A 14,810-nucleotide genomic window follows, 5' to 3' on the forward strand; every position below is an offset into this window, starting at 1 on the left:
CCTTGTCTAGGTCAAATCATAATGGCTATGGCACTGCTTGCCCCTGCTAGTAGAGAACCAGGAATCAACAAAGCATCGTGAAGTAAACGGTTAGTTTTTGACAAGAGGAAATAATCTGCCTGGAGGGCAGAGAGGGAGGCGATGAAAGCTCCCGCAGCCATCATCACGAACACGAAAGCTAGAATAGTTTTTGGGATTGGCCACCAAGTTAGTTTCTGTTTTAGCTTCATACAGCTGACGCTTTCAAAGAATCATTAACTGCCTGGTCATAGGCGCGCTCTATTGCGGTACTGGTGACGCTGTTTTCTCCGGTAAATCGGTGGACGAAATCGCTAACTGAACCAGCGAAAAATGAAGTCCCTCCGCTGAGTAACACAATCCTTTGGGCGATTTGGGTAACGTCCTCAATTAAGTGGGTACTTAAAAGTATGCAACGGTTTTTTGATAGTTCAGAGATTGTTTGCCGCAAATGATAGCGGTGCGAAGGATCTAAACCTACTGTTGGTTCGTCAAGAAGTAGTAACCGAGGATTGTCGATTATTCCTACCGCTAGGGCTACTCGTTGTCGTTCTCCGCCGCTGAGAGTTCGCACCCGACGTTTCAGTAGTTTTTCTAACGATAGGGTATCGATAACTTGCTTAACGCTTTGCTCTTGGGAGTCGCCATTTTTCCCGCACAGCCACGCGGCATAGTTTAAGACTTGAATTACCTTAGCTCCCGCGGGCATTTCCGAAGATTGCGGGACGTAGCCGATTTTATATTGTTCAGGTATTTGTATGTTTCCAGAAGTTGGACGCAGCGCGCGAGTAATACATTTAAAAAGAGTCGATTTTCCAGCACCGTTCGGTCCTAAAAGTACCGTCACGCCCGCTTCAACCTCGAAGGTGACATTAGAAAAAACGGGGTGCTTGCGGTAGGCGAAAGAAAGATTATCAATAACCAAAAAAGCAACCTTTCATTGGAAAGCCGGGTGTTAACCGCAAGTAGCAATCTAGGCGGATTGCCAAAGGCATCACTTGAACAGATGCAATAAGTATATACGTGACGGCAGTAACATTTGACGAAAAACTTCCTCTGTGAGCAAAGAGGACCTGCTGGCTACTTTTTCGCTGGGAAAGCTTGTGGCAAGGTAGAAGTATGAGGATTGTCGTAACTGTAAAACATGTACCCAACCCGCAATCTGAGCGGCGAATCGAAAACGGTCACGTGGTGCGCGGAGAAGAAGATACTCTGAACGACCTGGACGAAAACGCCATCGAGGCGGCGCTCAGCGCGAAAGCGGCAGTACCGGAAGCCGAGATTATTGCCCTTACTATGGGGCCGGAAGGGGCAAAGAAAGCCCTGTTGCGCGCCCTCCAAATGGGGGCAGACCAGGCTTACCACCTGTGTGATTCGGCGTTATCCGGCTCGGATGTGACCGTGACCGCTCGGGTGCTAGCACGGGCAATCCAAAAAATCGGGGACGTTGATTTGGTGGTTTGCGGAAGTTCTTCCCTCGACGGGATGACTTCAATGCTGCCGGGAGCTTTGGCAACCACCCTGGGGTTGCCGGTAATAACCGATGCTTCCGAAGTTAGTTTCAGCGCCGAGGCGGTGGCAGCCACCTGTTATCAACAGGGAACTGATTTGAGCTTACGGGTAAAATATCCCCTGGTGCTTTCGGTAAACGACGAAGCTAACCGGCCCCACTATCCCGGATTTAAAGAAATGTTGGCGGCAAAGAAAAAAACCATTGTGCAATGGGATTTAAATGAGCTAGAACTTAGCCCTGAAGAAGTAGGGGCAGCTGATTCTGGCACAGAAGTCTTGGATGCCCAGCTGTATAGCCAAGAAAAGAACCAGGGAACGATAGTTACCGACTCGACAAATGCTGGCGAAGCATTAGCGAACTACCTGGTCGAATCAGGTTTCGCGCAGAAGAAGTAGGAGGAAATCGTGAGCGAAAAAATAGCAAAAGACGTCCTAGTTTTTGCCCATCCAGATGCGGCTCATCCTCAGCATTTATCGGTAGCGGCCGCGCGCCTGATTACTCTGGCGCGCGAAATCACCAGTGGCAAGGTAGTAGCGCTTGCGCCCTCCTCAATTACCCCCCAACATTTCTCGCAGGGCGGTGTAAAAAAGGTTTACTATTTCAACCCGGAGGAAACTGGAACCTGGCAGGTAGGGGCAATCTTGGCTGACCTGGTGGTTTCGGCGGTTCGTACCGGAGATTTTGGGGCGGTGCTGCTGCCCTCCACCTCTTGGGGGCGGGACGCAGCCGGACAAGGCGCGATTCTCCTCGGTTCAGGAGCTAGTGTGGACGTGACCAGCCTAAAGGTGGCTGACGGAAAATTGATTGCCGGTAAATCGGTGCTCGATGGCACTTGGGAAACCAGCTACTATATGCGTCGCGGGATTCCAGTGGTGGCTATGCGCACCACTTCGCTTTCAGCGGTTTCGGCAGCCGAAGCCGGCGAAGTAGAAACCGATAATCTCCCGGTTCAGCTGCGGGAATCCACAAAACGGATTCAAGTAGTCTCTAGGGAAGAAATCGGTTCCACCCATGCCGGTCTAACCGAGGCTCCGGTAGTGGTATGCGTTGGTCGTGGCGTGAACAGTGACTCGAAACCGGCTGAAGAACTGGCAGAAGTCTTAGGGGGCTCGGTGGGGGCTACCCGGGTAGTCTGTGAACAAGGGTGGATGGATCGAGCCGCCCAAATCGGACAATCCGGGATTAGTGTTGCCCCCAACCTCTATATCGGGATGGGGATTTCCGGGGATCACCACCATGTCTGCGGGATTAGAGGAGCCAAAAAAATCGTGGCTATCTGTGATGATCCCGAGGCGCGCATTTTTGAAATGGCAGACTTCGGGGTGGTCGGGGATTTATTCACCGTGGTTCCAGATGCCCTCTCTAGAATCAAACCGTTGGACGCATAGTGCAGCTAACCTACCTCGATAACGCCGCTTCCGAGCCGCTGCGCCCTAATGCTCTTGACGCGATGGCTGACGCTGCGCGTTCGGTAGCGGGCCTAGGGCTTAATCCGTCCTCGGCTCATGCCGCCGGGCGTAGGGGAGCAGCCCTGTTAGAAACTGCGCGCGCCCAGGTAGCAAGGGCGCTGGGAGCCGAACCGGCAGAAGTTATTTTCACCGGGGGCGGCACAGATTCTTGCGCCCTTGCCTTGCGCGGCCTGGCTAGGGCAGTGCGCCGCCAAAATTCTTCGCGTACCCAAGTGGTAATCAGCCAGGTAGAACATGATGCGGTTAGGCTCAATGCCCGCGACTTGGCGGCAGACGGATTTGAGATGAAAGTGCTGCCAGTTACTTCCCAGGGGGTAGTTGATTTAGAGGACGTGCGCAGCCTTAATCCCGCCACCGTGGCAGTACTGTCGGTGATGAGCGTGTGTAACGAGAATGGCGTTATTCAGCCTCTTCGCGACATCTGTCAGATTGTGCGGGAAAAAGAACGTAAATACGTACCGGAAAATGCTGCTGTTCTTCCTGAAATAGCTCTACCTGGTAATACTTCCAGGAAAAGTGCAGATAAATGCCGGATTGCTATTCACACTGACGCGATTGCCGCCGCCGGACGACAGGAAATAAACTTCGCTAAATTGCCCGTAGATACCCTTTCTCTCGCCTGTCACAAGGTGGGCGGTCCGGCGTCCTTGGGAATTCTGCTAGCTCGCCGGGAAGTAAACATCGACAGCGATAGGCGCGGGGGAGGGCAAGAGCGGGCGCTCAGAGCTGGTACTCAAGATGTGATTGCTGCGGTAGGGGCAGCGGCAGCATTTGCGGCAGCCCAGCAGGAACTAGCAGAAACTACCCGGCGCCACCAGCAGTTACGAGAAAAACTACTGCAAGGAGCGCTAGCAATACCGGGAATAAAACTAGCTAGCGACGCCCGGGCAGTACCCGGCATTGTCCAGTTTGTGCTGCAAGGTGCGGAGGCAGAAGGGCTGCTATTGGCCCTGGATCAGGCGGGAATCTGTGCTTCTGCCGGGTCAGCTTGCCACACCGGGGTAGCCCGCCCCTCCCCGGTACTATTAGCGCAAGGCTACAGCGAAAAGGACTCCCTCGGATCTTTACGGATATCTTTTGGCTGGTCCACCCGGGAAGATGACGTAGACCGGTTATTGCAGGCACTACCGCAAGCCTTGAGTGCCTCCCGGAAACTAGCAGAGCGGGAGAGGAAATAAATGAAAGTATTAGCAGCGCTCTCTGGAGGAGTAGATTCCGCGGTCGCCGCCGCCCTCGCAGTCGAGGCCGGACACGACGTTACCGCCGTACACATGGCGCTAAGCGCTAACCAGACCCAAAACCGTTGCGGCTCGCGCGGATGCTGCACGGTAGAAGACGCCTCCGATGCCCGCCTGGCTGCCTCCATGCTGGGGATACCCTTTTACGTGTGGGATATGGCGGAAACTTTCAAAGAAACCGTAGTAGAAGATTTCCTCAATGAATACCGCCGGGGACGCACCCCTAACCCCTGTGTGCGTTGCAACGAATTCGTAAAATTTAGGGAACTCGCTACCCGCGCCGATGTGCTGGGATTCGATGCGGTGTGTACCGGGCATTACGCGCGCGTTGTGAACGGAGCGGGTGGAGTAGAACTACACCGCGCCAAATGTATCGAAAAAGACCAATCCTACGTATTGGCGGTAATGGGGCGGCAAGCCCTCGAGAAAGTGATATTCCCGCTAGGGGAGTATGAATCGAAAAGCAGGGTGCGCGCAGAAGCTGAGCGGCGCGGCCTGCCCATGTCTGCCAAACCAGATTCCTACGATATTTGTTTTATCGCTGATGGGGACACCGGCGGTTTCTTACGTTCCCACCTGGGTGACCAGGTGGGAAAAATCGTTGATACCTCCGGCGCGGAAGTTGGTACTCATTCGGGGGCGTACCAGTTCACTATCGGGCAACGCAAAGGACTAAACCTGGGGCGACCGGCTGCCGATGGTCGCCCTCGCTACGTCCTCGGTACCGATATGAAAACCAATACGGTGGTAGTCGGAGCCAGTGAGCTGCTGAGTGTAGACATCATCGAAGCGAGCGACGTGGTATTACTGACCGATTCGAGAGATTCGGCGCTAGCGGGGCAGGTAGAAGTAACTTTGCAATATCGCGCCCACGGGAGCGAAGTACCAGCGAAAGTTTGGTTAGGACAAGACGGAACTATGCGCGCCCAGTTGCTCACCTCCACTCGCGCAGTCGCCTCCGGGCAATCTCTAGTGGTCTATTCCGGAAATCGTGCAATATGTGAGGCAACTATCGAATGTGCATTTAAGCAGGAAAATCCGTCAATGTGATAGAACGAATTGGCAAGGAGGGGCTGGGGTAGGTTAATATATTCAAGCCAGCGCGAGTGGCGGAATTGGTAGACGCGCTAGATTTAGGTTCTAGTGTCTTACGACGTGCGGGTTCAAGTCCCGCCTCGCGTACCACAGCAAAATGCTTTAGCCAGCGTAAACGCATAGTTTAATCTACTTTCGTATTGCTAGAGTTGCGCCAGATAGATATGCTCAGGTAACAACCGTGAATCTTAAAAGGAACAACATTGGCAGAACTACAGGTTGGGCAAATAGCCCCAGATTTTACTTTACCCACTGAGCAAGATCAGGAAATTAGTCTCCAAGAACTGCTGAAACAATCCGAAAAAGGCGCCGTAATCTACTTTTACCCCAAGGCATCGACCCCTGGCTGTACTACTGAGGCCTGCGATTTCCGGGACTCATTAAACTCACTAAAATCAGCTGGATACGCAGTCATGGGGATTAGCCCCGATAAAATCCCGGCTCTAGAAAAGTTCCGGGAAAAGCAAGACCTAAACTTCCCCTTAGCCTCCGATCCGGAACGCGAAGTAATGAGCAGCTATGGAGCATACGGGGAAAAGAACTCCTATGGTCGCCTGGTAAAAGGAGTAATCCGCACCACCATAGTAGTAGGTAAAGATGGAAAAGTTGTGTTGGCAAAATATCGGGTACGCGCCAAAGGACACGTTGCTCGTCTGCGTAAAGAACTGGGAATCGATTAAAAACAGTTAGCGTCTTCGGATTAGGGGTAAAACCTATAATTGGCTGGTAACAAAGGAAATAAACCTGGTACGCCACCGGGGACTCGAACCCCGAACCCTCTGATTAAGAGTCAGATGCTCTAGCCAGTTGAGCTAGTGGCGCATCGCTGCTAAACGCAACGAAATAAACTTTATCCCGCCAGGTGCGTCCTAGGGAAACCGATAACCGCATTGGGAGCAGATTCACACGCGGAAGAAAACTAAGACAGAGCCGGGATAAACTGGTGGGCATGGCGTCAGCGAAAGATTTTGTTCATCTTCATGTTCACACTGACTATTCCATGTTGGATGGGGCAGCACGTATCGGAAAACTGGTAGAGCGGGCAGTCGAAATCGGGCAACCAGCAGTAGCGATCACCGATCACGGATACCTGTTCGGGGCATACGAGTTTTATAAAGCCGCCACCGACGCTGGCATTAAACCCATAATTGGGCTTGAAGCCTATATCACCCCCGGAACCTCCCGCTTTGATCAGACCCGGCAACGGTGGGGAGAAGAAAGCCAGCGGGCAGATGACGTATCGGCACGCGGCGCTTACACCCATATGACGCTACTTTCCCGCACCACCGAAGGAATGCACAACCTGTTTCGCTTAGGGTCGCTCGCCTCCATCGATGGGCAGATGCAAAAATGGCCGCGCGCCGACCGAGACCTGCTGGAACGCTATTCAACTGGACTGATTGGAACCAGCGGATGCCCCTCGGGAGAAATCCAAACCCGTTTGCGCCTAGGACAATGGGAAGAAGCCAAAAAAGCCGCTGGAGAACTGCAAGATATTTTCGGTAAAGAAAACTTCTTTGTCGAACTGATGGATCACGGACTCAAAATTGAACGCCGGGTACGCAGCGAGCTACTGGAACTCGCAAAAGTTATTAACGCACCCCTCATCGCCACCAACGACTCCCACTACGTCCTCGAAAGTGACCAGCCCACCCAGGACGCTCTACTGTGTATCAACTCGGGTTCGCGCCTAAACGATGCTGACCGCTTCCGATTCGAGGGCTCAGGGTATTACCTGAAAACTGCAGAGCAAATGCGGGAACTCTTCTCCGAATTCCCCGAAGCCTGCAATAACACCCTGAAAATCGCAGAAATGTGCGAAGTGCATTTCAAAACCACCGCCGAGGGCGCCGATTATATGCCCCAATTCACGGTTCCGGCCGGAGAAGACACCACCAGCTGGTTCGTAAAAGAAGTCCAGCGCGGCCTACACCGGCGTTACCCGCAAGGCATACCCGAAAAATCCCAAAAACAAGCCGACTATGAATGCGGAATCATCACCCAGATGGGATTCCCCGGATACTTCCTGGTAGTAGCCGACTATATTAACTGGGCGAAAGCGCAAGGAATCCGGGTAGGGCCGGGACGTGGCTCCGGAGCCGGATCCATCGTGGCCTACGCGATGGGGATAACCGAACTCGACCCCCTCGAACACGGGTTAATGTTCGAACGTTTCCTCAACCCCGAGCGGGTATCTATGCCCGATATCGACGTAGACTTCGATGAGCGCCGGCGCGGAGAAGTCATCGATTACGTGACCGAAAAATACGGGAAAGACCGGGTCGCACAGGTAGTCACCTACGGCAAAATCAAAGCCAAACAGGCCTTAAAAGACTCCTGCCGGATCATGGATAAACCCTATGCGCTAGGTGACCAGCTCACCAAGAAAATGCCCCCCGCGATTATGGGTAAAGATATTCCGCTCTCGGGAATCTACGATGACAAGCATCCCCGCTACGGGGAAGCCAGCGAATTTCGCCAATATGTTTCCGATAACGAGGGCGAAGTAAAACCAGTTATCAAAATGGCGCAAGGTCTAGAAGGGCTAACCCGCCAATGGGGAGTGCACGCCTGCGCCGTAATCATGTCCAGCCATGATTTAACCGATATTGTCCCCATGATGAAACGACCTGCTGACGGGGCGATTATCACCCAATTCGACTATCCCACCTGTGAAACCTTGGGACTGTTGAAAATGGATTTCCTGGGGCTACGTAACCTGACCGTCATCTCGGACGCCCTCGACAATATCGTGGCTAATGGGAAAGAACCCCTAGATTTAGAGCAAGTTCCCCTAGATAACCGCCCCACCTATGAGCTACTTTCCCGGGCAGAAACCTTGGGGGTATTCCAGTTGGATTCCGCGGGAATGAGGTCGCTAATGCGGCTAATGAAACCCACCGAATTCTCCGATATATCCGCGGTCGGCGCCCTCTACCGTCCTGGTCCTATGGGGGCAAACTCGCACACCAACTATGCTTTGCGGAAAAACGGCCGCCAAGAAATCGAGCCCATTCACCCCGCCCTCTCCGAAGCCCTCGCCGATATTTTGGACGAAACCTACGGCCTTATCGTCTACCAGGAACAGGTAATGGCAATCGCCCAAAAGGTTGCTGGCTATTCCCTGGGGCAAGCAGATATTTTGCGCCGCGCCATGGGCAAGAAAAAGAAAAAGGAGATGGATAAACAGTATTCGCGTTTCCATGACGGAATGATCGAACGCGGATACCCTGAAGAGGCAGTCAGTAAACTATGGGAAATTCTGGTTCCATTCTCCTCCTACGCGTTCAATAAATCGCACTCTGCAGCCTACGGATTAGTTTCCTATTGGACGGCGTATCTAAAAGCCAACTATCCCACCGAATATATGGCGGCACTGCTGACCTCCACCAAAGATAACAAAGATAAACTAGCCCTGTACCTGCGAGAATGTCGGCGTATGAATATTGCGGTACTCCCGCCGGACGTGAATGCCTCCGCCTCAGATTTCACTGCGGTTGGCGAGTCTATCCGTTTCGGTCTATCGGCGGTGCGCAATGTCGGAACTAACGTGGTTGCTGAAATCGTGAAAACCCGAACCGAAAAGGGCGCGTTCACCTCTTTCCATGACTTCCTGGACAAAGTTCCGATTGAGGTTTGTAACAAACGCGTAATCGAGTCCCTGATTAAAGCTGGAGCTTTCGACTCTTTAGGGCACACTCGTCGTCCCCTAGAATCTATCCATATCGAAGCCGTTGATTCAGTAATCGATGTGAAACGAAATGCCGCTATGGGGCAAGAGGATCTTTTCGGGTCGATGAGTAAAGATGCGGGCGTATCGTTCACCATTCAAATTCCTGATTTACCGGAATGGGATAAATCGCAGAAACTGAAATATGAACGCGATATGTTGGGGCTTTACGTTTCTGACCACCCTCTCCAAGGAATGGAAACTATTCTCGCTCATAACAGTGACACCGAGATTATTGATCTTTCTTCCGATGATGGGGTGAAGGACGGTCAGCAAATCCAGATTTGTGGGTTAATCACTGGTTTGCAACGTAAAACCACTAAACGAGACGGTAATCTGTGGGCAATCGCCACGATTGAAGATATTTCCGGGGCTACCGATGTCTTGTTTTTCCCGCAAACCTACCAAAAGTATTCTCAAGACCTGGTAGAGGACGAGATTGTCAGTGTACGAGGGCGGGTGCGGGTTCGTGACGATGAAGCCTCGCTATATGCGCAGGAACTAACCTTGCCAGATATTAGTCAGGTTAAAAACGGCCCGCTAAATATTTATATCCCCGCTAATCGGCTAACCGAAGAAGTTGCTGGGAATCTGCGTGAAGTGCTTGCTTCTAGTCCCGGACAAAGTCCAGTACGAATGCATCTATATACTTCCACCGGTTTTACAATAGTTCAGCTTGGAGATAACTTGCAGGTAAACTATGGTTCTGGCTTGGCTGCGCAGCTTAAAACCCTGCTAGGTTTACATTGCCTAGAAAAACGCAAATAACCTTCCGTACACCGCCGGTTTAGTCCTGACGTTCCGCCTGAGACAGGCGGTATCCCACCGTACGGGTTGGGTCGTAAAAGCGCTCGGGGCAGAAGTTTTTCCGTCGGTTCCCGCACGGAGCCTGGGTTTTTCCTCCCTTCCGCGCACAGGGGCGGGCGTGGGGGAGAAGTTTTTCCTCCTGCCCAAGAATTCGGAAAACGTGGCGGCGCTTTCCGAATTCTTATGCCCACCGCACCCACTCGGATAAAACTTCTCCCCCACGCAAGAGGCACAGCTGGTAGCAGATTTCCGCAAGGTACGTACTGAGCATACAGGGGTGGATTTATGCCGCAGGGTAGGCTCCGGGCGCTAAATCCGTGAAAATGCCAGAGCATTTTCCGGATTTCGGGGCGTGAGGCAAAATCCGCCCCTGTATGCGTGCGACTACGGGAAGAAAACTTCTCCCCCATGCAAGGGGCACAGCTGGTAGCAGATTTCCGCAAGGTACGTACTGAGCGTGCAGGAGCGGATTTAGTTCCCGCATCCTACCCCTCGGCATGAATCTGCGCCCCCGCTCCTAGTCGGAGGAAACTTTCCCTCTGCATTTCTGGTCTTACTTCCGTATCTTTTACCGGCTGTGCCCCTTTTGGCTGACGTTTTGACCCTCCCGGTGCGGTTTCACCCTCCCGAGATGGGAAATATGGTTGAAATTGGGGTGGTTTGCCGGTTTTGGGAGGGTGCTTTTGTCTTGGGAGGGTGAAACTGTTCTGGGAGGGTGGTGTTGTTGTCCTGCATATTTCCTGGTTGTATCTGTCTGCCTGACGTTATCACCCTCCGGGGACGGAATCGCCCTCCCGAGTGGGGAATTTTGGTCAATATGGGGAAGGTTTGGCTGGATTGGGAGGGTGGTTTTGTCTGTGGAGGGTGAAAATACTCCTTAGATTGTCGTGATTGCCTACGCATATGCCGGGAAGTTCCGCGCTCAGAATGGGGGGTTCTTTTAGCGAGCTAGAGCGACAATAACGAAAGATATTAAAGGGAAATCTGCGCGCCGTTAGTACCCTCAGGGAGATTAACCCGCACCACATCGCCGGGCTTAAGGGCACTGCCACGGCGGGTTTCTACCTCGCCATTGACCGTAACGTCACCGGATTGAATCAGTATTCGCGCCTCGGCTCCGTCCTCTACTAGGTTGGCAAGTTTTAGAAACTGTCCTAGTTTTATGACACCGCGCACGGAAATAGCCGGTAAGGTCGGGCTGTTATTATTTGTCACGTCTCAAATGATACTAGACTGATAACAGTATGACTTTATTGATGCACGGTGGAGGAGCTAAATGAGCAACCCCGAACAGGTAAGAATACCGGACGCAAATAATCAAGGCGGAGCTAACTGGCCCTTTGCAACTCCGCGGGTTCCATCCAGCTCTTCACCACAAACCATGTCTGTATCTGGGCAGCCAGCTCCGGCATTTCCGGCTCCTGCTGCTCCTCCTGCCCAAAATGTTCCCCAGTACACTCAGCCGAGTACCGCTTCTGCGCCCTACACCCCTGCGGGATTCAACCCCCTGCCGGCTAGTTCACAGGTTGCATCATCTTTGGAACAGCCATCAGCTAATCAACCAGTATCAACACCGGCAGAGGTTCCTAGCGTTCAGCAGCAACCAAGCAATTCACTCCCGGCGGCGGTCACAGGTCTTTCGGAAACTACTGAGCTAGCTGCTTTACCAATAGTTGATCCGGTACTTGAACAAGTCTCGGTTCAGCAGGCGTCCTCGAATATAGCTGAGAATAGTTCGGCAGCTACCGCCCACAGTGAACCCGAGCCTGAAAAAAATGAAGGTTCAACGACTTCTAAGGTCAAAGACTTGCAGGTATCGGCGGTAGAGATTAAACAGTCATTACATCAACAGGCGCAAACGCCCTGGTGGTTAGATGCGCTGGTGGCGCTATCTTTGGCGGGCGTGATGGTGTTCAATGGTTTCGGTATGAACCTAGGAATGCGGATAGGATCCCTGATAGTAATGGTTATCGCCCTGGTCTTAATTACCTGGTATCAGGGGGATGCGCAAGAAAAATCCAATACTTTCCTGGCGGCAGTGCTTTTGGGTACGGTCTGTGGATTCCTATCGGGTCTGATAGTGGTTGCTGCCTCTCTCTATATGGTTTCCCCGATTCCCGCCTGGTATCCCTGGGTATTGTGGCTGGTCTCGGCGGTGCTGTTGTATTTAACCTATCGAGGTTTCCGCGATTGGGTAATGCGCAAACTTAACCAGAAATCCGAAAAATAAACTGTAAACAAAGTCAAAACATTTTATTTACTGGACTTCGCAGCGGCGAAAAGCGTTAAAGGATTTAGCATATCCTCATGCTGTCAATTACCGATTTTCGCTCAGGTATGCCTACCGGAATAGCGCTACGTGACGCGCTTCCTCGCGCAAGTATGAACGTAGAGGACGCAGCCGAGAAAATTCGTCCCGTTCTGGAGGACGTAAAACTGCGAGGTGCGCAGGCGTTACGGGATTGGGCAGAAAGATTTGATGGGGTTAGACCGAAATGTTTACGGGTCGAAGCCGCAGAGCTTTCTAAAGCACTGGAACAATTAGATCCCCAGGTTCGCGAAGCAATGGAAATAGCTATCGCCCATAACCAGGCGGGACATCGCGCGCAACTGCCAAATGAACAGGTAACTCAGATAGTGCCGGGGGGTACGGTTACGCAACGCTGGATTCCGGTAGAGCGTGTGGGGCTATACGTTCCGGGGGGATTAGCGGTCTATCCGTCCTCGGTAATTATGAATGTGGTGGCAGCTTCAGTAGCCGGGGTGGAACAGATTGCGGTAGCTTCCCCGCCGCAAGCACGTTTTGGCGGTAGGGTTCACCCCACAATCTTGGCTGCTTGCCAGTTGCTGGGAGTCAGCGAAGTCTATGCGGTGGGCGGAGCGCAGGCAATTGCAATGTTTGCGTATGGCGCGAAAGGGCAGGCAGGTCTGGATTCCGATACGCTATGTCAACCGGTAGATGTGATTACTGGTCCAGGAAATATTTTTGTGGCAGCAGCTAAACGCCTGGTGCGCTCGGTATGTGGTATCGACGCGGAAGCCGGTCCTACCGAAATTGCAATTATCGCAGATAGCGGCGCAAATCCCACCTTGGTGGCTGCGGATATGATTTCGCAGGCAGAACATGACCCGAACGCGGCTTCGCTCCTGTTTACTGACAGTGAGGAACTTGCTACTGCGGTTGAAGACCGAATCGTTAGGGAAGCGAAAGCGACAAAACACTCCGCGCGGGTGCGGGAAGCCCTCAGCGGCAAACAATCCGGAATCGTATTGGTAAAAGATATGGAGGACGCGGTTAAGGCGGTTAATGCTTACGCTCCCGAGCATCTGGAAATCCAAACCGAAAATGCTCATGAGCTTGCCCAAAAAGTCCGTAATGCAGGAGCTATTTTTATTGGTTCTTACACCCCGGTTCCGCTCGGGGACTACCTGGCGGGTTCAAACCATGTGCTGCCCACCGGGGGAACAGCCCGCTATGTGGGAGGACTTTCGGTAATGGCATATCTAAAACCGGTGCAGCAGGTCGAATATGACCGCACCGCCTTGAAAACAATGGCGCATCCGCTCACCGCCTTTGCGGATGCCGAAGATCTTCCGGCACATCAAGAAGCTGTGAACTGCCGATTTAGTTAATAAAAGATAGGAATAAGTATGGCTGAGAATAATGTACGTATCCCCAGTGTGTTTAAACAACTGCTGTTTTGGGTGTTGGTAGCAATCCTTGCCGGTGCGCTTATAGGTTTGATTCCCGGTTTACCTAAAGGATTTATTGCCCCGTTTGCTACCTTTAACGATATTTTCGGAAAATTTCTGAGTTTCTGTATCCCCTTGATTATCTTGGGGCTGGTAGGTCCGGCTTTAGCAGATTTAGGGCGCGGAGCTGGCAAATGGTTACTACTCACGGTAGGTATTGCTTACGGATCTACCTTATTTGCCGGTTTTGGAACCTACGGGATTGCATCGGTCGTTTTCCCCCGGATTCTGACTGAATCGGCTCCCGAACTTAAAGAACCCAAAAATGCGGTGGCCTCCCTGCTAGGAGATAACCTGAACATTTCCCCGGTGTTGGACGTTACCGGCGCCTTAATTTTGGCGTTTATCCTGGGGATTTGCATGGCAGCGCTTAACACTCCCACGCTCCATCGTGCCTATGGAGAGTTTCGGGAAATCACGATGTTGATGATTAAGCGGGCTATTGTTCCGCTGCTTCCGCTGTTCATTTTCGGAACTTTTCTAAATATGTCTTACTCGGGGCAGATTGCACTGGTAGTCAAAGTGATGATTAAAGTAATCCTAGTGTCGGTAGTCCTAACCGTGGTTTTGCTGCTGATTCAATATGTAGTGGCAGGGATGATTGCCCAGGTAAATCCGTTCGTAGCGCTTGGGAGAATGGCGAAAGCCTATTTCACGGCGCTAGGTACTGCCTCTTCGGCGGCCACTATTCCGGTTACTTATCAGTGTGCTCGTAACAACGGGGTTTCTGAAGAAATCGCTGGTTTCGCAGTTCCGCTGTGTGCCACTATCCACCTGGGTGGTTCAACGGTTAAAATTACTGCTTTTGCCCTGGCAGTTATGCAGATGACTGGGCAATCTATTTCTTTCGGGAAAATGGCGATGGCGATTCTTATCTTGGGGGTCACTATGGTTGCAGCTCCGGGCGTACCCGGAGGGGCAATCGCGGCTGCTCAAGGGGTGTTGATGGGATTCCTTGGCTTTTCTCCCGAACTGTATTCGCTGATGGTGGCGCTATATGTGGCGATTGATTCTATCGGTACTGCCACTAACGTTACTGGTGATGGCGCGATCGCTCTGATTGTGAACAAGCTGGCAGGTGGCTCACTGGGCTCTGAGAAAGGTAAAGCTATGTCTACGGCGGAAACCATTGTTTCTGCTACTGACTAGAAGCAAGTTAGCACCTTAAACAGGGGCGGTATTCGCGG

General features: G+C 52.2%; 12 protein-coding genes and 2 tRNA genes. 10 read left to right on the forward strand and 4 right to left on the reverse strand.

The window, feature by feature from the left end:
- Positions 1 to 11: 11 nt before the first annotated feature.
- The gene (locus tag QZT94_RS08700; RefSeq protein WP_296773376.1) at positions 12 to 230 is read right to left on the reverse strand and encodes a hypothetical protein; all 219 of its coding nucleotides are present in this window, start codon (positions 228 to 230) and stop codon (positions 12 to 14) included.
- The gene (locus QZT94_RS08705) at positions 227 to 943 is read right to left on the reverse strand and encodes an ABC transporter ATP-binding protein (protein WP_296762560.1); all 717 of its coding nucleotides are present in this window, start codon (positions 941 to 943) and stop codon (positions 227 to 229) included. The genes QZT94_RS08700 and QZT94_RS08705 overlap by 4 nt, the downstream gene beginning before the upstream one ends.
- Before the next feature lie 194 nt (positions 944 to 1,137).
- Between QZT94_RS08705 and QZT94_RS08710 the strand changes: the two genes are divergently transcribed.
- The 6 genes from QZT94_RS08710 to QZT94_RS08735 all read left to right on the forward strand — a co-directional run bounded on the left by QZT94_RS08710 (position 1,138) and on the right by QZT94_RS08735 (position 6,013).
- Positions 1,138 to 1,926, forward strand: a complete 789-nt coding sequence (locus QZT94_RS08710; RefSeq protein ID WP_296762558.1) for an electron transfer flavoprotein subunit beta/FixA family protein — start codon at positions 1,138 to 1,140, stop codon at positions 1,924 to 1,926.
- A gap of 9 nt (positions 1,927 to 1,935) precedes the next feature.
- Positions 1,936 to 2,919, forward strand: coding sequence for an electron transfer flavoprotein subunit alpha/FixB family protein (locus QZT94_RS08715; protein ID WP_296773378.1), 984 nt, complete (start codon positions 1,936 to 1,938; stop codon positions 2,917 to 2,919).
- Positions 2,919 to 4,178, forward strand: coding sequence for a cysteine desulfurase family protein (locus QZT94_RS08720; RefSeq protein WP_296762554.1), 1,260 nt, complete (start codon positions 2,919 to 2,921; stop codon positions 4,176 to 4,178). The genes QZT94_RS08715 and QZT94_RS08720 overlap by 1 nt, the downstream gene beginning before the upstream one ends.
- Positions 4,179 to 5,288 (forward strand): tRNA 2-thiouridine(34) synthase MnmA, encoded by a 1,110-nt coding sequence (gene mnmA, locus QZT94_RS08725; RefSeq protein ID WP_296762552.1) that lies wholly within the window; start codon positions 4,179 to 4,181, stop codon positions 5,286 to 5,288.
- Between the two features lie 50 nt (positions 5,289 to 5,338).
- Positions 5,339 to 5,423, forward strand: a tRNA-Leu gene (locus tag QZT94_RS08730).
- A 113-nt stretch (positions 5,424 to 5,536) separates the two neighbouring features.
- Entirely contained in the window at positions 5,537 to 6,013 is a 477-nt protein-coding gene (locus QZT94_RS08735) for a peroxiredoxin (protein WP_072510062.1), read from the forward strand.
- A 65-nt stretch (positions 6,014 to 6,078) separates the two neighbouring features.
- Here QZT94_RS08735 and QZT94_RS08740 read toward each other — a convergent pair.
- Positions 6,079 to 6,155 (reverse strand) — tRNA-Lys (locus QZT94_RS08740).
- 127 nt (positions 6,156 to 6,282) lie between these two features.
- Here QZT94_RS08740 and dnaE point away from each other — a divergent pair.
- Positions 6,283 to 9,831, forward strand: coding sequence for a DNA polymerase III subunit alpha (gene dnaE / locus QZT94_RS08745; protein WP_072510061.1), 3,549 nt, complete (start codon positions 6,283 to 6,285; stop codon positions 9,829 to 9,831).
- A gap of 1,011 nt (positions 9,832 to 10,842) precedes the next feature.
- On the opposite strand, the gene QZT94_RS08750 is transcribed toward dnaE, so the two are convergent.
- Complete coding sequence (locus QZT94_RS08750) at positions 10,843 to 11,085, reverse strand: RNA-binding S4 domain-containing protein (protein WP_296762548.1); 243 nt, start codon at positions 11,083 to 11,085, stop codon at positions 10,843 to 10,845.
- A gap of 61 nt (positions 11,086 to 11,146) precedes the next feature.
- On the opposite strand from QZT94_RS08750, the gene QZT94_RS08755 reads away from it, so the two are divergent.
- The 3 genes from QZT94_RS08755 (at position 11,147) to QZT94_RS08765 (ending at position 14,772) form a co-directional block, all read left to right on the forward strand.
- Positions 11,147 to 12,100: a hypothetical protein gene (locus QZT94_RS08755; protein WP_296762546.1), complete on the forward strand. Its 954-nt coding sequence runs from the start codon at positions 11,147 to 11,149 to the stop codon at positions 12,098 to 12,100.
- Positions 12,101 to 12,177: 77 nt separating this feature from the next.
- The gene (hisD, locus tag QZT94_RS08760) at positions 12,178 to 13,503 is read left to right on the forward strand and encodes a histidinol dehydrogenase (protein WP_296762544.1); all 1,326 of its coding nucleotides are present in this window, start codon (positions 12,178 to 12,180) and stop codon (positions 13,501 to 13,503) included.
- 18 nt (positions 13,504 to 13,521) lie between these two features.
- On the forward strand, positions 13,522 to 14,772 hold the full coding sequence (locus QZT94_RS08765; protein WP_270625049.1) for a dicarboxylate/amino acid:cation symporter: 1,251 nt from the start codon (positions 13,522 to 13,524) through the stop codon (positions 14,770 to 14,772).
- The last annotated feature ends 38 nt before the right edge of the window (positions 14,773 to 14,810 follow it).

Origin of the sequence: Varibaculum sp. (genome assembly GCF_008661855.1) — a bacterium.
GTDB lineage: Bacteria > Actinomycetota > Actinomycetes > Actinomycetales > Actinomycetaceae > Varibaculum > Varibaculum timonense_A.